Here is a 21802-nt window from a genome sequence, read left to right on the forward strand (position 1 = left end):
GTCGCTGGCATCCAGGCCGTAGGCTTTCTGCATCCAGCACAGCCGGTTGACCAGCGCCTGATGGCTGTTGCCAGCGCCCTTCGGGCGACCGGTGGAGCCAGAGGTGTAGATCACGTAGGCGAGGTTCAGCGGGGCCACATCGATGTTCGGGTTGGCATCGCTGTAGCCGTCCAAGTTCTCGGTATCCAGGTCCAGGCTGCGCAGGCCGGCCGGGATCGGCAGGGCTTCGTGCAGATGCGACTGGGTCAGCAGCAAGGCGATGCCGCTGTCCTCGAACATGTAGCTCAGACGGTCCTGGGGATATTCCGGGTCCAGTGGCACATAGGCGCCGCCGGCCTTCACGATACCCAGCAGGCCGACGACCATCTCCAGGCTGCGCTCCATGGCGATGCCCACCAGCACGTCCGGGCCCACGCCCTGCTCGCGCAGCTTGTGCGCCAGCTGGTTGCCACGGCGGTTGAGCTCGGCATAGCTCAGGGTCTGCTCGCCAAACACCAGCGCCGGGGCGTCCGGGGTGGCGAGTACCTGGGCTTCGATCAGCTGGTGAATGCTGCGCTCCTTCGGGTATGTCGCCTGGGTTTCGTTCCAGCCTTCGACCATCTGTTGCTGTTCTGGCAGTCCCAGCATTGGCAGCTCGCCAACCACCGCGTCAGCATTCTCCACCAGCGCCTGCAGCAAGTTGGCAAAGTAACCAGCCAGGCGGCCAATGTTCTCGTCACTCCACAACGCACGGTCGTGGCTGTACTGCATCGACAGCGTCGTTCCCAGCTCCACCACCAGGGTCAGTGGGTAGTTGGTCTGCTCCTGCACGGCCACGTCGCCGAAGCGCAGGCCACCAGGCGCGCCCTGTTGCAGCGCCTCGGCCACCGGGTAGTTCTCGAACACCAGGATGCTGTCGAACAAGGCGTCACCGCCCTGCCCCGCCCAGCGCTGCACGTCGTACAGCGGCGTGTGCTCGAACTCGCGCACGGCCAGGTTGCCGGCCTGCACCTGGCCGACCCACTCGGCCACGGTCTGCTCGGCGCGCGGGGCGCCAATCACCGGCAAGGTGTTGATGAACAGGCCGATCTGCTCCTCTATGCCCGGCAGGTCTGCCGGGCGGCCGGCGACCGTGGCGCCGAAGCACACGCTGGCCTGACCGGTGCAGCGCTGCAACAGCAGCAGCCAGGCCGATTGCACCAGGGTGTTGACCGTGACCCGGTTGGCCCGGGCGAAGGCTTCGATGCGCGCGGTCTGCTCAGGGTCGAAGGCCAGGCGGTGGTCGCCATGACCGCTACCGCTCGCGCCTGCGCTGCCGGCGATGGCCTGGGCCAATCGGGTCGGCTCGTCCAGGGCCGCAAGCTGAACTTTCCAGAAGGCTTCGGCAACTGCCGCGTCCTGGCCCTGCAGCCAGGCGATGTAGTCGCGGTAGTGCGTGGCCTGTGCCTGCGGCGCCAGGCCGGCATAGCGCTGCAGCACCTCGCCCAACAGGCGCGACGTGCTCCAGCCGTCCATGAGGATGTGGTGGTTGGTGTAGATCAGGTGATGGCGGGTATCGCCCGTGCGCACCAGTACCAGGCGCAGCAGCGGCGCGGCAGACAGGTCGAAGCCGCGCTGGCGCTCACCCTCGGCCAGGGCTTGCAATGCCTGCTCCAGCGCCGGCTGGCCACGCCAGTCGTGCTCGCTGCACGGCAGTTCGACGGCCTTGCGTACCACCTGCACGGCCTGCTCCAGTTCGCCCTGCAGGATGAAACCGCTGCGCAGGATGTCGTGGGCATCGAGCGTGGCCTGCCAAGCCTGCTGGAAACGCTGTACATCCAGCCCATCCACATCCACGCGCAGCTGGTTGATGTAGTTGCCGGCCTGCTGGTCGTAAAGGGTGTGGAACAACATACCCTGCTGCATGGGTGACAGCGGGTACACATCGGCGATCTGCCTGGGTTCCAGCGGCAAGCTGTCCAGTTGCGCCTGGGTCAGCGCGGCCAGCGGGAAGTCCGACGGCGTCACGCCCTGGTGCCGGGCATCGCAGCAGTGCTCGACCAGCTCTGCCAACGCCTGCCCATAGGCCTGGGCCAACTGCTCGATGGTGGCCGGGTGATGAACGTCGGCGCTGTAGGTCCACTCCAGGAACAGCTCGCCGCCGTACACCTGGCCGGTGATGCTCAGCCAGTTGCCCAGTTGTGCGCCGGCACATTGGGTACGGCCTGCGCTTTCCCCGCTCGGGGTGAACAGGGCGCCGGCCTCGGCATCGAAGCTGGCATCGAACTGGCCCAGGTAGTTGAAGGTGACACGGGCCTGGGTGGCACGCTCGAGCTGGTCACGCACTTCAGCATCGCCGAGGTAACGCAACAGGCCGTAGCCGAGGCCTTTGTCCGGCACGCTGCGCAGTTGCTCCTTGATCGCCTTGATCGACTGGCCAAGGTTCTGGCCGGGTGTGAGGCGCACCGGGAACAGGCTGGTGAACCAGCCCACGGTGCGGCTGAGGTCGAGCTCGTCGAACAGGTCTTCGCGGCCATGGCCCTCCAGCAGTACCTGCACGTTATCCCCTGCGCTCCACCGGCACAGGGTACGCGCCAGCGCGGTCAGCAGCAGGTCGTTGATCTGCGTGCGGTAGGCCGCCGGGGCCTGTTTCAGCAGCTTGGCGGTGCGCTCGGCGTCCAGCCGCGTGGCGGCGGTGCGGGCATGGGTATTGGCCAGGCTGCCCTGCGGGTTGTCACGCGGCAGTTCGCCGTTATCGCCGGCCAGGGCCTGCAGCCAGTAGTCCCGCTGTGCTTGCAGCGCCGGGCTGCCGGCATGGCTGACCAGGCGCTCGGCCCAGGTTTTTACCGAGGTGGTCTTGGCGGGCAGGCTCACGGCCTGGCCGTTCAGCAGTTGCCGGTAGGCCGCTTGCAGGTCTTCGAGCAATACCCGCCACGACACGCCGTCGACCACCAAATGATGGACCACCAGCAACAGACGCTGCTGGCCATCGGCGAAATCGAACAGTTCGGCACGCAGCAGCGGCCCGTGCTCCAGGTTCAGGCTGGCCTGTACCTGGTTGCCGGCGGCGTCCAGTTCACTCAGTGCGGCCAGGTTGCGCTGGCGCAGCAGTGGTGCATTGGCCAACGGCTGGAAGCGCGCCTGCCACTGGCTTTCGCCACGATTGAAGCGCAGGCGCAGGGCATCGTGCTGTTCGACCACGGCACGCAGGGCTGCCTCCAGGTGTTGCTCCTGCACCGGGCTGGCCGGCTTGAGCAGCACCGACTGGTTCCAGTGCGCCGGCTGGGCGATCTCCATCTCGAAGAACCGCGCCTGGGCCGGCAGCAATGCCACCTCACCGCTGGTGGCGGTGTCCACGGCTGCGGCCGCAACCGCTTGCTTGGCCTCGATGCGCTTGGCTACCTGGGCCAGCTGGGCGATGGTCTGTTGTTCGAACAACTGCTTGGGGGTAATCCTGATGCCCTGGCGTTTGGCCCGGGCGATGATCTGCAGGCTGAGGATCGAGTCGCCGCCCAGTTCGAAGAAGTTGTCGGTGCTGCCGACCTGCTCCAGCTTGAGCACATCGGCCCACACGGCGGCCAGCTTTTCCTCGATATCACCTTGCGGCGCCACGTAGCCACGGCTGACCGCGCCCGGTGCCGGCAAGGCGCGCTTGTCGAGCTTGCCGTTGGCAGTCAGTGGCAGGCGCTCCAGCAGCAGTATCTGCGCCGGCACCATGTAGTCCGGCAGGCGCGCCTGCAATTGCGCCTGCAGTTGCTGCACGGTCACGCCTGCGTCGGCCACCCCGTAGCCCACCAGCTGCAAGCGCTCGGCGTCACCCTCCAATGGCAAGGCCAGTACCACGGCCTCGCTGACACCGGGCAGACCGGCCATTACCCGGCCGACTTCACCCGGCTCCACGCGATAGCCACGGATCTTCACCTGATCGTCGGCACGGCCGATGAACTCGACCAGGCCGTCGGCAGTCAGCCTCGCGCGGTCGCCGGTGCGGTACAGGCGTGCACCACCCTCGCTCGGCACGAAGCGTTCGGCGGTCAACGCTGGCTGGCCCAGGTAGCCCTGGGCGACGCCTTGCCCGCCCAGGTAAAGCTCACCGGGCACCTGCGCCGCCATCGGGTTGAGGTAGCCATCCAGCACCTGGGCGCAGGCGTTGCCCAGCGGGCGCCCGACCGGCACCGTGCGGCAACCTGGCAGCGGCTGCCCCGGCTCGAAGGTGAGCACGCCGACTGTGGTTTCCGTCGGGCCGTAGTGGTTGATGACCCGGCAGGTCGGGCGCAGCTCGCGGATTTTTTCCAACAGGCCCCAGCTGCATGCCTCACCCCCCAGGATCAGCGCCTCGGCGGGCAGCACATCGGTGGCGCGGGCCGCTTGCAGCAAGCCTTGCAGGTGGCTCGGCACCAGCTTCAGCACGCCGACCTGGTGCTGCGCCATGTAGCTGGCGAAGCCATCCGGGTCGAATGCCAGTTCCTGTGGCAGCAGGTGCAGCAGGCGGCCCGAGGCCAAGGCACCGAACAGCACGGTGTGGCCCAGGTCGGCTGCGGTGGTGGAGACCATCGCCATGCTGGCCTCGGCCGGCAGTTGCAAGCGTTCCAGCACCGCCTGGGTGTAACTGGCCAGCGCTCCGTGGCTGACCAGCACGCCTTTCGGCTGGCCGGTCGAGCCCGAGGTGTAGATCAGATAGGCTGGGTGTTCGGCGGCGATGGCTACCTCGACCGGGCTGTCGCTGCAGGTTGCCCAGGCGGTGTGATCGCAGGCAATCAGCTGCACGCCGTCCAGGCCGGCGAAGCGCTGGTCGCCCGGCTCATGCAGAAGTACGGCGGCGCCACTGTCGGCAATCAGTTGTTGCAGGCGCTCCTGCGGCTGCTGGGTGTCAAGCGGCAGGTAGGCGGCGCCGGTCTTGAGCACCGCCAGCAAGGCGCCGACCCACTCGATGGAGCGCGGCAGGATCAGGGCGACGATGCTGCCGACACCGACGCCGCGCTGGCGCAGGTAGTCGGCCAGGCGGTTGGACGCCGCCTCCAGCCCGGCCTGGGTCATGAACCGGTCACCGGCACGCACACCGCCGTGGGCCTGGCCTTGCGCCATTGCCTGGCGCCACAAAGCGAGGAAGTCGCCATGCGGGTAGGCCTGCATGGCTGCTGGCAGCAGCGTCGCCATTTGCGGGCTGTCGACGATCGCCTGCTGCGGGTCGCGGGCCAGCGCATCCAGCACCTGGCGCAGCGAAGCGGCCATGCGTTCGATGGTGGCCTGCTCGAACAGGTCGGTGGCGTAGGTGAAGTAGCCTTCGATGCCGTCGGCCTTGTCGGAGAAGTCGAACGCCAGGTCGAAGCGGGCGTCGCCGCCGTCACGGGCAAAGCCTTCCACCTCCAGCGCGCCCAGGCGCTTGCGCCCTGCATCGCTGGCGGCCACGTGCTGGTTGATCTTGAACTGGAACAGCGGGTTGTGGGCCAGGTTGCGCTCGGGCAGCAAGGCATCGACCAGGTGCTCGAACGGCAGTTCCTGGTGCGACTGGGCGCCGCCTATCACGTCTTTGACCTGCTCCAGCAACGTGGCGAAGGTGGCGCGCTCGTCCACCTGCACACGCAAAACCTGAGTATTGATGAAGAAGCCGATCAGGCCTTCCAGCTCCTTGCGGTTGCGCCCGGCATTCGGGGCACCGATGCGGATATCGGCCTGGCCGCTGTAACGCGACAACACAACCGCCATTGCGGCCAGTACCAGCACGAACAACGTGTGGCCACCCTTGCGCGCCTGGCTGCGCAGGGCCTCGGCCTGCTCGGCGCCTATGTCCACGCGCACCACCGCGCCACGCTGGCTGGGCGTGGCCGGGCGCTCGAAGTCCAGCGGCAGGCTCAGCACCGGCTGCTCGTCGCCCAGCTGGGCCTGCCAGTAGGCCAACTGGCGCTGCGCTTCACCGGCCTCGAGCCAGGCGCGCTGCCAGATGGCGTAGTCGGCGTACTGGATCGGCAGCGCCGGCAACTCAGCCTGCCGGCCTTCGGCCAGGGCGCTGTACAGCCGGATGAATTCCTGCACCAGCACATCGCTGGACCAGCCATCGGAGATGATGTGGTGCATGCTCAGCGCCAGCACGTGGTGATCGGCGGCCACGCGCAGCAGGGTCACCCGCAGCAGCGGACCGGTCAGCAGGTCGAAGGGCTGCTTGAGAGCCGCGTCCACGGCCACGCTCAGCGCTGCCTCATCGACGGCACCGTCGAACATCACCCGTTCCAGCGCCAGCGGGCAGTGCTCGAGGATTTCCTGGTAGAACTCGCCCTCCTCCGAGGCAAAGCGCGTGCGCAGCGATTCGTGGCGTTGCACCAGTGCATCCAGTGCCTGTTGCAGCACCGCCTGGTCCAGCTCGCCCTTCAGGCGTACCGCCATGGGCACGTTGTAGGCCGGGCTGTCGGGCTCCAGCTGCCAGAGAAACAGCAGGCGTTGCTGGGCGTACGACAGCGGAATGCGCGCAAGGCCCTGGCGCGCGGGCACGATGGGCAGCAGGCGGAAGCTCTGCCCGGTGGCCTGCATCTTTTCCAGGATCTGCTGGCGTTGCTCCACGGGGAGGCCAACGAAACGTTGGGCGATGCGTTGTGCGGCAGTAAGTTCCATGTCAGGCCTCTGTGAATGCATTCATCATTTGTTCGATATCGCTCAGGCCATCGTCGGAGAGCGACAGGCCCTGCTCGTCCAGTGCCTGGGCGAACGCGCGTAGTTCCGGGTGGCTGAAGATCAGCCGCAGGGGGATGTCCAGCCCCAGCTCGACGTTGATCCGCGACACGGCCTGGGCCGCCAGCAAGGAGTGGCCGCCCAGCTCGAAGAAGTTGTCGTTCAGGCCGACCCGGGCAACGTTGAGCAACTGCGCCCAGATGCTCGCCAGCTGCTGCTGCCGCTCGCTCTGCGGCGCCTGGTAGTCATGCTGCGGCTGGTTCGGGTCGGGCAGCGGCAGGGCCTTGCGGTCGAGTTTGCCGCTGGGGGTCAGCGGCATGCTCGGCAGGGTCACCAGGTAGGCCGGGATCATGTAGTCCGGCAGGCTGGCCTTGAGGTACTGCTTCAGGGCCTGGCGCAGATCGCCACGGTAGCCTTCGGCCGGCACCGCATAGGCGCACAGCTGCTTGCCACTGGGCAGGTCGATGGCCAGCACTGTGGCTTCGCGAACGTCCGGGTGCGCCCGCAGGTACTGCTCGATCTCGCCCAGCTCGATACGGAAGCCGCGCACCTTCACCTGGTGGTCGACCCGGCCGCGATAGGCCAGCTGGCCGTTTTCGTCGTAGCAGCCGAGGTCGCCAGTGCGGTACAGGCGGCCACCGCCAACCGGGTCGAACGGGTCGGGGATGAAACGCTCGGCGGTGAGTGACGGCCGCTGGTGATAACCGCGCGCCAGGCACCCTGCCCCGCCGATGAACAGCTCGCCGGGCACGCCCACCGGTGTCGGCGCCAGGCCATCGTCCAGGGCATGCAGGGTACGCCCCGGCAAGGCACGGCCGATCGGTACGCCGCCCTGGCTGACCTGCTCCACGGTCATCTGCGAGCAGTCGTAGGTGGTGGCGACCACGGTGGCTTCGGTCGGGCCGTAGGTATTCAGCAGGCGCACCGCTGGCGGGCCGTCGGCCAGCCAGGCGCGCAGGGCATCTTCCGGTACCGCCTCCCCCCCCACGTGAATCTGCTTCAGCCAGCCATAGGCCTCGGGGGCTCGGCGCTCCAGCGCCAGCAGCCGCCAGTAGGCCGCCGGCAGGTCGGCCACGGTCACGCCGTGGCGGTTGATTTCCTCCAGCAGGGTGGCGGTGTCCCACAGCCGCAGGTCGCGCAGCACCACACAGGCACCCTTGGCCAGCGGCGGGAAGAACTGCTCGATGAAGCCATCGAAGCTGATGGTGGCGAACTGCAGCACGCGATCGCCCGGGCTGAGGCGCGAATAGTCGCCGGCCACCTGGCAGAACAGCGACAGGGCCTGGTGGTCGATGGCCACGCCCTTGGGCATGCCGGTGGAGCCGGAGGTGTAGATGACGTAGGCGAGGTTGTGCGGTGCCGCCAGGTTGGCCAGCGGTTCGGCGGGCCAGGCGTGCAGCCACTCGGTGCCCGGCTCCAGTACCACGCAGGGCAGTTGCTTGCCCAGTTGCAGGCGCTCACGCGAAGGAGCATCGGCCAGCAGCAGGCCGATATTGCTGTCCTCGACCATGTAGGCCAGGCGTTCCTGCGGGTAGTCCGGGTCCAGCGGCACATAGGCGCCACCCGCCTTGTGAATGGCGATCAGCGCCAGGGCCATGCCCAAGCCACGCTCGACAGCCACGCCGACCAGGCAGTCCGGCCCCACGCCCAGCGCCCGCAGGCGTTGGGCCAACCGGTTGCTGCTGCGGTCCAGTTCGGCGTAGGTCATCTGCTGGTCATCGAAGACCAGCGCCAGTGCATCCGGCCGCTCACGCGCCTGGCGCTCCAGCAACTGGTGTGCGCACAAGCCGCTGCCAGCCTGGGATGCCGGGTTCCAGCCGTAGGTCAGCTGCTGGCGTTCGGCACTGCCAAGGAAGTCCAGCTCGGCAATGCAGCGCTGCGGTTCGGCGCAGATGGCGTGCAGCAGTGCCTGCCAATGCCCGGCCATGCGCTCGATACGTGCGGCATCGAACAGGTCGGTGGAATAGTTGAACGAGGCGGTTACGCCATCGGTGCGTTCCAGGGTGTTGAGCGAGATGTCGTACTGCGCGCCCGGCTCCAGCAGGTCCACTTCCTTGACCCGCAGGCCGTGCAGGGCATCGCCGGACACCTGCTCGCCAAGGTCGCGCAGGTGGTTGTACAGCACCTGGAAGAACGGGTTCACACCTTGAGCACGATCGGGGTACAGGGCCTCGGCTACTTCGAGGAACGGCACATCCTTGTTGGCCTGGGCCTGCAAGGTAGTTTCCTTGATCGCCGCCAGCAACTGCGGGAAAGGCTGGCTGCCATCGACACTGATACGGGCCACCACCACGTTGATGAAGAAGCCGATCAGCCCTTCCAGTTCCAGACGGTTGCGGTTGGTGACCGGCACGCCGATGTTGAGCGTGTCCTTGCGGCTGTAGCGCGACAGCACGATCGCATAGGCCGCCAGGAACACATGGAACAGCGTGGCGTTGGATGCCACCGCCAGGGCTCGCAGGCGCTCGGTGAGGGCCTGTGGCAGGCGCACGTCGAAGCGGCTGCCCTGGTAGCTTCTGACCTGCGGGCGAATGCGGTCGGCAGGCAGTTCCAGCACTTCGAAGTCGTCTTCCAGGCGGGCCTTCCAGTAGTCGATCTGCGCCTGCATCTGCCCCTCGGCCAACCACTTGCGCTGCCAGGCGGCGAAGTCGGCGTACTGCACCGGCAATGGTTCGATGGTTTGCGTCTGGCCCGTGGCGGCGGCGTTGTAGGCGGCGGCGAACTCGCGCACCAGCAGGCTCATCGACCAGCCATCGGAGACGATATGGTGCAACGTCAGCGACAACAGGTGCTCCTGCTCATGCACCTTGAACAGCCGCGCGCGCAGCAGGGGGCCGTGCTCCAGGTCGAACGGGACGAAGGCTTCTGCTTCCAGCTTGCGCATCTGCGCGGCGTGGCCCTGGCCGCTGAGGTCTTCGAAACCGATCGCTACCGTGGTGGCCGGCAGGATGCGCTGCCAGGGTACGCCGTCGGCCTCGACGAACACCGTGCGCAACGACTCGTGGCGAGTTACCAAGGCATCCAGTGCAGCCTGCACTGCACAGTGGTCGAGGTGGCCCTGCATGCGCACGGCCATCGGCGTGTTGTAGGCCAGGCTTTCGGGGTTGAGCTTCCAGAACAGCCACTGGCGGTTTTGCGAGCGGGACACCGGCAGCGGTTGCTGGCGGTCGAGGATCTCGATGTCCAGGCCGGCGCCCTGCTCGCCTTCGGCCACTGCCTGGGCAAAGGCCTGCAGGTCGACGGTGTCGAACAGGCTGCGCAGCGGGATATCCAGGCCCAGTTGCTTGCGTATCCGCGATACCGCCTGGGTGGCCAGCAGCGAATGGCCGCCAAGGGCAAAGAAGTTGTCGCCCAGGCCTACCTGCGGCACTTGCAGGACTTGCGCCCAGATCTGTGCCAATTGCGTTTGCAGTGGGGTCTGCGGCGCCTGATAGGCCACCTGGGTGGCGACGGGCTCCGGCAGCGCCTTGACATCGACCTTGCCGTTGACCGTGACCGGCAGGTGCTCCAGCACCATCAGGTGGGTCGGCACCATGTGCTCGGGCAGCAGGCTCTTGAGGCTGGCGCGGATCGATTCCTGCCAGGCCAGCCTGTCGACCGGCATCTGGCTCGGCACCAGCCAGGCAGCCAGTTGCAGTTGCGGCGCCTGGCCATGCACGCGGACCAGGGCGTTGGTGACACCGCCCAGGGCACGCAGCTGGTTTTCGATTTCGGCCAGTTCCACGCGATAGCCACGGATCTTCACCTGGCCATCCATGCGCCCGGCGAACTGCAGGTCGCTGCCTTGGCGTACCCAGTCACCGCTGCGGTACAGGCGCTGGCCGTGGCTGCCATTCGGGTCGGGGACGAAGCGCTCGGCGGTAAGTGCCGGGCGGTTCAGGTAGCCACGGGCCAGGCCGGCGCCACCGATGTACAGCTCGCCTTTCGCCTTGGCCGGCAGGGGTTGCAGGCAGCGGTCGAGCACCGCGACGCGGGTGTTGGCCAGTGGCTGGCCGAGGCTGGCCTGCTCGTTCAGTTCGGCGACCAGCACACCGACGGTGGTCTCGGTCGGGCCGTAGTGGTTGAACACCTTCAGCGCCGGGGCCAGGTTGCGGACCTTGCCCAGCAGGCTCGGGCTGATGGCCTCGCCACCGAGCACCAGGCACTGCGCGGGCAACGCCGAGCGGCCAGCCACCAACATGGCTTCCAGGTGCGACGGTACGATCTTCAGCGCGTCTACCTGGTGCTCGGCCAGGTAGGCGGCAAAGCCTTCGGCATCCAGCACCTGCTCGCGTAGCAGCAAATGCAGCGTGTGGCCGCCGCACAGGGCGCCGAACAGCATGGTGTGGCCAAGGTCGGCAGCCGGGGTCGAGACTTGAGCCATGCTGCCGATACGCTCGACCGGCAGGCGCGCGGCTATGGCTTCTACGTAGTTGGCGAGGGCGCCGTGGCTGATCGCCACGCCCTTGGGCTGGCCGGTGGTGCCGGAGGTGTAGATCACGTAGGCCAGGTTGGCCGGCGCCGGGGCGATGCGGGCGGCGCTACCGTTGCCGGTTTGCGCCCAGTCCAGGCACTGCACGCCCTCGGGCAGTTCGGCCTGCCAGTTACCGGGCGCCAGTACCAGGCGCGTGCCGCTGTCGGCAAGCATGTAGGCCAGGCGTTCGGTCGGCTGCTCGGGCTCCAGCGGCAGGTAGGCGCCACCGGCCTTGAGTACGCCGAGGATGCTGGCGAGCATGCCGACACTGCGGTCGGCCAGCACGCCGACCAGTGTGTCCGGCCCTGCACCGGCCTCCGCCAACCAACCTGCAATGGCCTCGGCGCGGGCATCGAGCTCGGCGAAGCTGGCCTGCTCGCCCGCAGCCATCACCGCCGTGCGTTCGGGGTGGCGGCTGGCGGCCGAGGCAAAACGCTGGTGAACCAGCAGCGTTGCGTCAGCCTGCGCAGGCGCGCCAATGGCTGTGGCCAGGCCTGGCATTGGCAACTCGCCGACTGCGCCACCCGCTTCGTCGGCCAATGCCTGTACCAGGGCAAGCCACTGTTCGCCAAGGGCTTCGACGGTGGCCGTATCGAATACGTCGGTCGCATAAGTGAACGCTGCGTGCAGCTGCCCCGCTCGCTCATGAGTATCCAGCGCCAGGTCGAAGCGGGCGCTGTGCTTTGCCAGCACGACCGGCGCCAGGCTCAGGCCGGAGCGGGTCTCGATGGCTTGCACGTCCGCCACCTGCGCCTGGTGGTTGAACAGCACACGGAACAGCGGGCTCTCGCTGCTGCGCGGCAGGTCCAGGGCTTCGACCAGTTGCTCGAACGGCAGGTCCTGGTGGCTTTGCGCGCCTACGGCGGTTTCGCGCACGCGCTGGAGCAGGCCGGTGATGTCCAGCAGCGGGTCGATTTCGGTGTGCAGTACCTGGGTATTGATGAAGCAGCCGATCAGCCCTTGGCTTTCGGCGCGGTTGCGGTTGGCGATGGGCACGCCGACACGGATCGCCAACTGCCCGCTGTAGCGCTGCAGCAGCAGCTTGAAGGCTGCCAGCAGGACCATGAACAGGGTGACGTTATGTTTGCGTGCCAGGCCGCGCAGGCGTTCGGCAACATCTGCAGCGATGGGGAACTCGTGACGTGCGCCGCGATAGCTGGGGCGGCCCTGGCGGCTGCGGTCCAGTGGCAGTTCCAGCGGCGAATGGTCGTCGCCCAGGCGCGCCTGCCAGTAGGCCAGCTGGCGCTCCTGCTCACCGGCCTGGAGCCAGCTGCGCTGCCACAGGGCGTAGTCGCGGTACTGGATCGGCAGCGGTTCCAGGCGGGCTTCGCTGCCGGCCACGGCGGCGTCGTACAGGTGCAGGAATTCGTCGATCAGCACGTTCATCGACCAGCCGTCGGCGACGATGTGGTGCAGGGTGAGCAGCAGGATGTGCTCCTGTGCCGCCAGTTGCAGCAGGCGCACACGCAGCAGCGGGCCGCTGGCCAGATCGAAGGGGGCCAGGGCTTCGGCTTCGGCGATGGTTTCGATGGCGGCCTGACGGGCGCCTTCGCCCAGGCCGGCCAGGTCATCCTGGTGCAGCTGCAACGGAGCAGCGCTGGCATCGACCTGCTGGCGCACGTCATCGCCGTCGGCGACGAAGCGGGTGCGCAGGGTTTCGTGGCGGGCCACCAGGGCATCGAAGGCGTGCTGCAGGGCGGCCAGGTCCAGCGGGCCCGTCAGGCGCACGGCCATGGGCAGGTTGTACGCTGCACCTTGCGGGTCGAGCTGCCAGAGGAACCACATGCGCCGCTGGGCGTACGACAGCTGATCACGCTCGGCCACCTCCACCCCGGGCGCAATCGGCAGCACGGAAAAATCCATGCCCTCGCCCTGCAGCGCCTTGAGGAACAGGCGGCGCTTGTCGGGGCTGAGTTCGATGAAGCGGCGGGCGAGCTTGAGCGTTTGGTCGGCATTCATGTCGAGCGGTGTCCTGGCAGTCGAGCGGTAACTGTCAGACGAAGGTGTGGGGGGCTGATTTAGTGGAGGATTCCTGGGCTTGGGGAGTCGCCTTGACGGGCCTCTTCGCGGGTAAACCCGCTCCCACAGGGTCATCACCGACCTCAGTGTCAGTACAGTACCTGTGGGAGCGGGTTTACCCGCGAAGCAGGCAGCGCGATGGATGGCACGGGCTTCGCCCGTGTTCGCGGGCACGCCCGCTCCCACAGGAGTTGTGCATACCCTGAGGCATTCTGCTTAACCTGAGGCATGCACAATCCCTGTAGGAGCGGCTTTAGCCGCGAAAGGGCCAGCCCAACCAATACAAGGATCAGCGCAGCAAACCCAACTCGGCATCATCCAGCAGCGCCTTGGCCATGGCTGCGAAGTAATGCGAAGCCCAGAGCATCTGCTGATCGCCGTCCATCAAACCGGTCAGTGACAAGTCGCGTGCATAGCCCATCAGTTCCGAGGCTTGCTCCCGGGCGCTGCGGCAGGGGATGCCCTCAGCGATACGGAACAGCGGATGGGTTTGGCCTTCGCCTTGGTAGAAGTAGGTGACACCGGGGGTGGTTTTGGTTTCATCGGTCATTGGTTTTCCTGAATGCTCGGTGACCGCCTCTTCCGTTTCCACAGGAAGGGTGGCGGCTGTACACGGGGTGGAAACCCGAGTGCATTCAAGGAAAACTCGGTAGGCACGAGGCCTCCCGGGTACAGCCGCCATGAACGACATAACCTGAAATGCTTGCTGCAGGTTTCCACACCCGATCGCTGAACCGTCAGCGACGGGCAAAGCCTAGAGTGCGGCATTTGCAGGAACAATCAGACGCGTGTCGACAGAGGTTGTAGGGTATTTCGCAGGGGGTGGAGTTGCCAGTCCCGAGGCGTAGGAAGAGTCTGGGATTGTTGTAGGTTGCTGGGGGCATGTCTTGAGAATGCGTCAGGGCTGACAGGTGTTCGCCATGACAGGTTCAGCGCCTATGAGATCAAGCGCCGCGCGGGCGGCGCTCGATCTCACAGGCGCTGCAAAACCCAAGGCATACACCTGTCAGCCCAACACCTCGCTATACCCCTGCGCCATCGCCACCACCACTTTGCGCTTGCCGGTAAACGGCGACCGCGCATGCGCAGCGAGCATGTTATCCAACATCAGCACATCGTTTTCCTGCCACGGAAAGCTGATAGTGCATTCGTCCAGCACCCCACGCACTTCATCGAGCAGCGAATCCTCGATGGTCGTACCGTCGCCGTAGTACACGTTACGCGGCAGGTCCTCTTCCTCGACGATGTCCATCAACGACTCGCGAACCTCTGGCTGCAGGTTCGACACATGGAACAGATGCGCCTGGTTGAACCACACATCCTCCCCGGTCACCGGGTGGCGCGCCACCACCTGGCAGCGCTGGCGGGTGCGCAATTCGCCGTCATCCTTCCAGATGCACTCGATGGCATGCGCCCGGCAATAGGCCTCGACCTGGCGCGGGTCTTCAGTGTTGAACACCTGCGACCATTCCACATCAAGGCCGTTGCCGTAGTTGCGCACATACATCAGCCCCTTCTCCACCAGCCGCTCACGAATGCGCGCCGGCATGCGCCGGTAAACCTCGCGGCTGTCGGCAATCGGCGTCTCGCCACCGGTCTCGGCGGGGATCACGCTGTAGAACCAGATCTTCATCGGCCATTCCAGGGTATAGGCCTGCTCGTTGTGCAGAGGGATGCTCTGGTGCGCTGGGTATTCGGTGGATGTGTACACGCCCTTGGTCACGTTGCTGCGCGGGGTGGAGCCAAACTCGTAGTTGAGCAGCGGGTGGCCGAAGGAAGCGGCGAACTGGCGGAAAGCCTCTGCGCCACCCACCTCGAACCCGCGAAACAGAATGCCGCCGGCCTGCAGCAAGTGCTGGTCCACCAGCGACTGCAAATCGGCAAAGGCTTCCAGCAGGTCGATACCCGGCTCCGGCGCGCGCACCAGCAGCGGCAGGTTGCCGCGCGCGGCGTCCAGCGGTTCGATCGCAAAGCTCAGCAGTTCACTCATGTCCGGTCACCTCAAGCCAGGGCCGCATAGGCGGCGAAATCGGGATGTGCGCCATGTCGGCGCCTGACTAGATGAACGAGCGGGCCATGGGGAAATTCACCAGGGCCACACACACAGGTAAAGCTGGCACGCGCCGGTTCGTCTGAACGATGTGCACCCTTCTATCGCCCAGGAACCGTACATGACTCGCCAGCTCCTGCTCCTCGCCCTGCTCGCCGTGGCCCCTGCCGCGTGGTCGGCAGAGCCATGCGCCGTGGAAATCCATGGCACCGACCAGATGACCTTCGACAAGGCCACCATCACCGTGCCCAAGGCCTGCGCCGTGTTCACCGTCACGCTCACCCACCCTGGCGCCATGCCGAAGAACGTGATGGGCCACAACTGGGTGCTGAGTACCCAGGCCGACATGCAAGGCGTGCTGGACGACGGCCAGAAAGCCGGCGAAGCGCTGGACTACGTTAAGCCCGGCGACACCAGGGTGATCGCTCACACCCGCCTGATCGGCGGCGGTGAAACAGACAGCGTCAGCCTCGACACCCGATCGCTGAAGGCAGGTACCGCGTACAGCTTCTACTGCTCGTTCCCTTTCCACAGCACCTTGATGAAAGGCTCCCTGACCCTCGGCAGCTGACCCGCCCCTACCTCACCAGCGAGATCACGCTTCATGAAAACCTCCTCCCCCGGGGCCATCCGCGAATTGCTGGGCCTGCTGAAACCCTACCGCCCGGCGGTAATCGTCTCGGTGCTGCTGGGCATGCTCGGCGGCCTGGCCGTGACCGCCCTACTGGCCACCGTCAACCAGGGCCTGCATGCCGCCGGCGGCATGAGCCAGGGCGTGATCCTGGCCTTCGCCGGCCTGTGCGTGCTGGCCCTGGTCAGCAGCGTGGCAGCCGACAGCGGCACCAACTACGTTGGGCAGAAAGTCATCGCCAGGCTGCGCAAGGACCTCGGCGCCAAGGTGCTGTCGGCGCCGATCGAGCAGATCGAGCGCTACCGCACCCACCGCCTGATCCCGGTGCTGACCCGCGACGTCGACACCATCAGCGACTTTGCCTTCGCTTTCGCCCCGCTGGCCATCTCGCTCACCACCGTGACTGGCTGCATGGCCTACCTGGCCTGGCTGTCGTGGCCGATCTTCCTCATCACCCTGGCGGCCATCGGCATCGGCAGTGGCATTCAGTACGTGGCCAGGCAGAAAGGCGTGGCCGGTTTCAACGCTGCCCGCGATGCCGAAGACAACCTGCAGAAGCACTACTCGGCCATCGCCGAGGGCGCCAAGGAGCTGCGCATCGACCGTCGTCGCCGCCATGCCATGCTGACCCGCAACATCCAGGGCACCGCCGACTTCATCGCCAACACCCATATCCGCGCCATCAACATCTTCGTCGCGGCCAAGAGCCTGGGGTCGATGCTGTTCTTCGTGGTCATCGGCCTGACCCTGGCCCTGCAATCGCTATGGCCGAGCAACGACCCGGCGGTGATGAGCGGCTTCGTGCTGGTGCTGCTGTACATGAAAGGCCCGCTGGAAACCTTGATCGGCAACCTGCCGATCCTCGGCCGCGCCCAGGTGGCGTTCCGCCGCATTGCCGACCTGTCCGAGCGCTTCTCCTCGCCCGAGCCGCACCTGCTGCTGGAGCCGCCGGTCAAGCGCGCCGCCCCGGCCAGCGCGCACCTGGAGCTGCACAACGTCGAGTACGCCTACCCGCCGGTGGACGGCAACGAGCCGTTCCGCGTCGGGCCGGTGAACCTGAGCATCGAGCCGGGCGAGATCCTGTTCATCGTTGGCGAGAACGGCTGCGGCAAGACTTCGCTGATCAAGCTGCTGCTGGGCCTGTACACCCCGCAACGCGGCGAAGTGCGCCTGAACGGCAAGGCCGTCGGCCCGGAGGGGCTGGATGACTATCGCCAGCTGTTCACCACGGTGTTCGCCGACTACTACCTGTTCGACGACTTGCCCGAGCACGAACACAGCCTGCCCAGCGATGCCACGCGCTACCTGGAGAGACTGGAAATCGCCCACAAGGTGAGCGTGCGCGATGGAGCCTTTACCACTACCGACCTATCGACCGGCCAGCGCAAGCGCCTGGCACTGGTCAATGCCTGGCTGGACGGGCGGCCGGTGCTGGTGTTCGACGAATGGGCGGCGGACCAGGACCCGACCTTCCGCCGGGTGTTCTACACCGAGCTGCTGCCGGACCTGAAGCGTTTGGGCAAGACCATCATCGTGATTTCGCATGATGACCGGTATTTCGATACGGCGGACAAGGTGGTGCACCTTAGCCGGGGGAAAGTGGTGGAGGCGTTGGAGCCGGCTTGAGATAGCAAAGGGGCTGCTTGGCAGCCCCAACAGGCAGAATCAGAACAACCAGCGATACAGCAGATACGCCACCACCACCGCCAGCACCGGCCGCAGCACGCGGTAGGCCTTTGGGTTGGCGCGCTTGAACTGCTTCACCTGGCCACTGATCCGGTTACTGAAGCGCTTGCTCCAGGCATACGCCTGGTTGATCCCGCCAACACGCTCGTCATCGGTATTCTGCGGCGCGGTGGCACGCCCGAGGAAGGCGCTGACCTGGCGGTTGATGCGAGTCATCAGCGGGCTGCTCAGCGGGCGTTCGATGTCGCAGAACAGGATCACCCGGGTAACGTCGGTCTCGTTCTTGACCCAGTGCACGTAGGTTTCATCGAACATCACGTCCTCACCGTCACGCCAGGCATATTCCTCGCCATCAACGTAGATGCGGCAAGCATCGGAGTTGGGGGTGGACAGGCCAAGGTGGTAGCGCAGGGAACCGGCGAACGGGTCGCGGTGCGGGTTCAGGTGGCTGCCGCCAGGCAGCAGGGCGAACATCGCACCCTTGACATTGGGGATGCTGCTGACCAGCTCGACGGTACGCGGGCACAGGGCCTCGGCAGAAGGCAACGGTTTGTCGTACCACTTCAGGTAAAAGCGCTTCCAGCCTTTCTTGAAGAACGAACCGAAGCCGGCGTCGTTATCCTTCTCGGCGGCGCGGATGTAGCCCTCGTCGAACAGGCGCATGGCCTCCTCGCGGATTTCCTGCCAGTTGTCCTTCAGCACGTCCAGCTCGGGAAAGCGCTGGCGGTCCAGGTATGGCTTGGACGGTACGCCGGAGAACAGGTACATCAGGCTGTTATAAGGGGCGAACAGCGCAGAATGGTTGACGAACTGGCGCAACACCGGCAAGCGAGCCTTGCCGCGCAGGTGCACGAACAGCACGCTGCCAAAAAACACCAGCAAGACACCCGCCTTGGCTGCAAAGGAAAAGGTCATGCTTTCACTCCTTGAGGAAGAAACAAGGCTGCGCGCCCTGCACTCCGATAAATCATCCTGCCATCATAAACTGATGCTGCCAGGGTAAAAACAGCCCGGGCAGCAACTCAATCATGAAGATTTTGCAATAAACCAAGCCGCCGAACGTTGCGCGGGATCAGCGGCAAGGCCATTACTGCTGGTTTTCCTGCTCGCTGAACATGTCGCTGAACAGCATGCTCGACAAGTAGCGCTCGCCGGAATCCGGCAGAATCACGACGATGGTCTTGCCCTGCATTTCCGGCTTTTCGGCCAGGCGCACGGCCGCCGCCATCGCCGCACCACAGGAAATGCCACAGAGAATGCCCTCTTCCTGCATCAAGCGGATGGCCATGGCCTTGGCCTCTTCGTCGGTCACCGTTTCCACCTGGTCGACAATCGACAGGTCGAGGTTCTTCGGCACGAAGCCGGCGCCGATGCCCTGGATCTTGTGCGGGCTAGGCTTGAGCTCTTCGCCGGCCAGGGTCTGGCTGATCAGCGGCGATGCCACGGGTTCCACCGCCACCGACAGGATCGCCTTGCCCTGCGTATGCTTGATGTAGCGCGAAACACCAGTGATGGTGCCGCCGGTGCCGACGCCAGCCACCAGCACGTCGACCGCGCCGTCTGTGTCGTTCCAGATTTCCGGGCCGGTGGTTTTTTCGTGGATCGCCGGGTTGGCCGGGTTTTCGAACTGGCCCGGCAGGAAGTACCGGGCTGGGTCGGAGGCGACGATTTCGTTGGCCTTCTCGATGGCGCCCTTCATGCCCTTGGCCGGGTCGGTCAGCACCAACTCGGCACCCAACGCCTTCAGCACCTTCCGGCGCTCCAGGCTCATGGAGGCGGGCATGGTCAGCATCAGCTTGTAGCCACGGGCGGCGGCGACGAAGGCCAGGCCGATGCCGGTGTTGCCCGAGGTCGGTTCGACGATGGTCATGCCCGGCTTGAGCTTGCCGCTGCTTTCGGCGTCCCAGACCATGTTCGCGCCGATGCGGCATTTGACCGAATAGCCCGGGTTGCGCCCTTCGATCTTGGCCAGGATGGTCACGCCGCGCGGGGCGATGCGGTTGATCTGCACCAGCGGCGTGTTACCGATGGAGTGGGCGTTGTCTGCAAAGATGCGGCTCATGGCAGGAGTCCTTGGCATGAAAAAAAGCAGGGAAAGACCTCAAGGGTAAGCCCGGGCCGAGGGCCCGTAAAGCCTGTTCGAACTCAGCCAGACACCTTGCGGTCAACCGCATATCCCGCCTTGGAGACACGTCGATGAGACCCCGTTATCGCTGGCCGCTGATCGGCCTGGCCAGCCTGATCGTGCTGTTGGTGGCGCTGCACCTGGCCCTGCCCTACCTGGTGCGCGACTACCTCAACGACAAACTGGCCGACATGGGCGACTACCGTGGCCAGGTGGCCGATGTGGACCTGGCCTGGTGGCGCGGCGCGTACCAGATCAATGGGCTGAAGATCGTCAAGACCACCGGCAAGGTGCCGGTGCCATTTCTCGACGCGCCGCTGATCGACCTGTCGGTGAGCTGGCACGCCTTGTGGTACGACCGCGCAGTGGTTGCCGAAGTGGTGTTCGACCGGCCGGAGCTCAACTTCGTCGATGGCGGCAACAAACAGAACTCGCAGACCGGCCAGGGCACCGACTGGCGCCAGCAACTGGAAAAACTGCTGCCGATCACCCTCAACGAGGTTCGCATCGACAAAGGCGTGCTGACTTTCCGCAACTTCAACTCCAAGCCACCCGTCAACCTAAAGGCCACTCAGCTCGATGCCAGTATTCGCAACCTCACCAACATCCGTGACGAAAAGGGCCGACGTGATGCCAGCTTTGATGGCACGGCGCTGATCGTAGGCGATGCCAAGGTGGAAAGTCGCGCCACCTTCGACCCGTTCAGCGATTTCGACGACTTCGAGTTCCGCCTGCGCGCCACGGGTATCGAGTTGCGCAAGCTCAACGACTTCGCCAGCGCATACGGCAAGTTCGACTTCAATGCCGGGCACGGGGATGTGGTGATAGAGGCCGAGGCGACCAACGGCCGATTGAATGGGTACATCAAGCCACTGTTGCGGGATGTGGATGTGTTCGACTGGCAGCAGGATGTGCAGGAAAAGGACAAAGGCTTCTTCCGCTCAGTCTGGGAAGCGCTGGTGGGCGCGACCGAGACGGTATTGAAGAACCAGCCAAAGAACCAGTTCGCGACCCGGGTAGAGCTCAGCGGTAGCGTGCACAAGCAGGATATCAGCGCCTTCGAGGCGTTTCTGCAGATCCTGCGCAACGGGTTCATTCAGGCGTTCAATGCGCGGTATGAGCGTGACGCGCCGGATTGAGACCAAAATGCCGTGACGGGGCATTCAGGGACTGAATACCTGGTCTGCGTTTCCAGTCGACGAACCCCGCGTTATAGTCGGTGACAAATCGAAAACAGGTGTTGGACCTCTTCGCGGGCACGCCCGCTCCCACAGGTACTCCACAGATCCATAGTTTGTGCAATTCCTGTGGGAGCGGGCGTGCCCGCGAAGAGGCCCTGACAGGCATACGGCAGAGGACAGACCCATGAAGTTCGAAGGCACCCGCGACTACGTCGCCACAGACGACCTGAAACTGGCGGTAAACGCGGCCATCACCCTCGAACGCCCCTTGCTGGTCAAGGGCGAACCCGGCACCGGCAAGACCATGCTCGCCGAGCAGCTGGCAGCTTCGTTCGGTGCACGCCTGATCACCTGGCACATCAAGTCCACCACCAAGGCCCACCAGGGCCTCTACGAGTACGACGCGGTCAGCCGCCTGCGTGACTCGCAGCTGGGCGTGGACAAGGTCCATGATGTGCGCAACTACCTGAAGAAGGGCAAGCTGTGGGAGGCCTTCGAGGCCGAGGAACGGGTCATCCTGCTGATCGACGAAATCGACAAGGCCGACATCGAGTTCCCCAACGACCTGCTGCAGGAACTCGACAAGATGGAGTTCTACGTCTACGAAATCGACGAGACCATCAAGGCCAGACAGCGCCCGATCATCATCATCACCTCCAACAACGAAAAGGAGCTGCCGGACGCCTTCCTGCGCCGCTGCTTCTTCCACTACATCGCCTTCCCCGACCGCACTACCCTGCAGCAGATCGTCGACGTGCACTACCCGAACATCAGCCAGTCGCTGGTCAGCGAGGCGTTGGACGTGTTCTTCGACGTGCGCAAGGTACCAGGCCTGAAGAAAAAGCCGTCCACCTCCGAACTGGTCGATTGGCTCAAGCTGCTGATGGCCGACAACATCGGTGAAGCGGTGCTGCGCGAACGCGACCCGACCAAGGCCATTCCACCGCTGGCCGGCGCGCTGGTGAAGAACGAGCAGGACGTACAACTGCTCGAGCGCCTGGCCTTCATGAGCCGGCGCGGCAACCGCTGACAGGAG

At 65.5% G+C, this 21802-nt stretch carries 10 protein-coding genes; 4 read left to right on the forward strand and 6 right to left on the reverse strand.

What is annotated here, in order from left to right; translation table 11 throughout:
- The 4 genes from CAF92_RS20430 to CAF92_RS20445 form a co-directional block, all read right to left on the reverse strand.
- A partial coding sequence (locus CAF92_RS20430; RefSeq protein ID WP_085601769.1) for a non-ribosomal peptide synthetase occupies positions 1–6564 on the reverse strand: 6564 nt, incomplete at its 3' end.
- A 1-nt stretch (position 6565) separates the two neighbouring features.
- Entirely contained in the window at positions 6566–13033 is a 6468-nt protein-coding gene (locus tag CAF92_RS20435) for a non-ribosomal peptide synthetase (protein ID WP_085601770.1), read from the reverse strand.
- 349 nt (positions 13034–13382) lie between these two features.
- The gene (locus tag CAF92_RS20440; RefSeq protein ID WP_015271332.1) at positions 13383–13643 is read right to left on the reverse strand and encodes a DUF3077 domain-containing protein; all 261 of its coding nucleotides are present in this window, start codon (positions 13641–13643) and stop codon (positions 13383–13385) included.
- 456 nt (positions 13644–14099) lie between these two features.
- Positions 14100–15083 carry a TauD/TfdA family dioxygenase gene (locus CAF92_RS20445; RefSeq protein WP_085601771.1) on the reverse strand — a complete coding sequence of 328 codons (984 nt, stop codon included), beginning with the start codon at positions 15081–15083 and terminating at the stop codon, positions 14100–14102.
- 181 nt (positions 15084–15264) lie between these two features.
- On the opposite strand from CAF92_RS20445, the gene azu reads away from it, so the two are divergent.
- Both azu and CAF92_RS20455 read left to right on the forward strand, forming a co-directional pair.
- Positions 15265–15714: an azurin gene (gene azu, locus CAF92_RS20450; protein WP_046616452.1), complete on the forward strand. Its 450-nt coding sequence runs from the start codon at positions 15265–15267 to the stop codon at positions 15712–15714.
- Between the two features lie 33 nt (positions 15715–15747).
- Positions 15748–17400: a cyclic peptide export ABC transporter gene (locus CAF92_RS20455; RefSeq protein WP_013973744.1), complete on the forward strand. Its 1653-nt coding sequence runs from the start codon at positions 15748–15750 to the stop codon at positions 17398–17400.
- Between the two features lie 39 nt (positions 17401–17439).
- On the opposite strand, the gene CAF92_RS20460 is transcribed toward CAF92_RS20455, so the two are convergent.
- Positions 17440–18375 carry an aspartyl/asparaginyl beta-hydroxylase domain-containing protein gene (locus CAF92_RS20460; RefSeq protein WP_046616454.1) on the reverse strand — a complete coding sequence of 312 codons (936 nt, stop codon included), beginning with the start codon at positions 18373–18375 and terminating at the stop codon, positions 17440–17442.
- 172 nt (positions 18376–18547) lie between these two features.
- Positions 18548–19522 (reverse strand): cysteine synthase A, encoded by a 975-nt coding sequence (cysK, locus tag CAF92_RS20465; protein ID WP_085601772.1) that lies wholly within the window; start codon positions 19520–19522, stop codon positions 18548–18550.
- Positions 19523–19656: 134 nt separating this feature from the next.
- Between cysK and CAF92_RS20470 the strand changes: the two genes are divergently transcribed.
- Together CAF92_RS20470 and CAF92_RS20475 are read left to right on the forward strand one after the other, a co-directional pair.
- Entirely contained in the window at positions 19657–20724 is a 1068-nt protein-coding gene (locus CAF92_RS20470) for a DUF748 domain-containing protein (protein WP_046616456.1), read from the forward strand.
- A gap of 226 nt (positions 20725–20950) precedes the next feature.
- A complete protein-coding gene (locus CAF92_RS20475; protein ID WP_013973748.1) occupies positions 20951–21796 on the forward strand; it encodes a MoxR family ATPase in 846 nt (281 codons plus the stop codon).
- Positions 21797–21802: the final 6 nt, after the last annotated feature.

The sequence above is a fragment of the Pseudomonas sp. B10(2017) genome (genome assembly GCF_002113295.1).
Lineage (GTDB): Bacteria > Pseudomonadota > Gammaproteobacteria > Pseudomonadales > Pseudomonadaceae > Aquipseudomonas > Aquipseudomonas pudica.

Coding starts and splice junctions, on each gene's coding strand:
- azu (WP_046616452.1), top strand. CDS start 15,265: ATGACTCGCCAGCTCCTGCTCCTCGCCCTGCTCGCCGTGGCCCCTGCC.
- CAF92_RS20435 (WP_085601770.1), bottom strand. CDS start 13,033: ATGAATGCCGACCAAACGCTCAAGCTCGCCCGCCGCTTCATCGAACTC.
- CAF92_RS20440 (WP_015271332.1), bottom strand. CDS start 13,643: ATGACCGATGAAACCAAAACCACCCCCGGTGTCACCTACTTCTACCAA.
- CAF92_RS20445 (WP_085601771.1), bottom strand. CDS start 15,083: ATGAGTGAACTGCTGAGCTTTGCGATCGAACCGCTGGACGCCGCGCGC.
- CAF92_RS20470 (WP_046616456.1), top strand. CDS start 19,657: ATGAGACCCCGTTATCGCTGGCCGCTGATCGGCCTGGCCAGCCTGATC.
- CAF92_RS20475 (WP_013973748.1), top strand. CDS start 20,951: ATGAAGTTCGAAGGCACCCGCGACTACGTCGCCACAGACGACCTGAAA.
- CAF92_RS20455 (WP_013973744.1), top strand. CDS start 15,748: ATGAAAACCTCCTCCCCCGGGGCCATCCGCGAATTGCTGGGCCTGCTG.
- CAF92_RS20460 (WP_046616454.1), bottom strand. CDS start 18,375: ATGACCTTTTCCTTTGCAGCCAAGGCGGGTGTCTTGCTGGTGTTTTTT.
- cysK (WP_085601772.1), bottom strand. CDS start 19,522: ATGAGCCGCATCTTTGCAGACAACGCCCACTCCATCGGTAACACGCCG.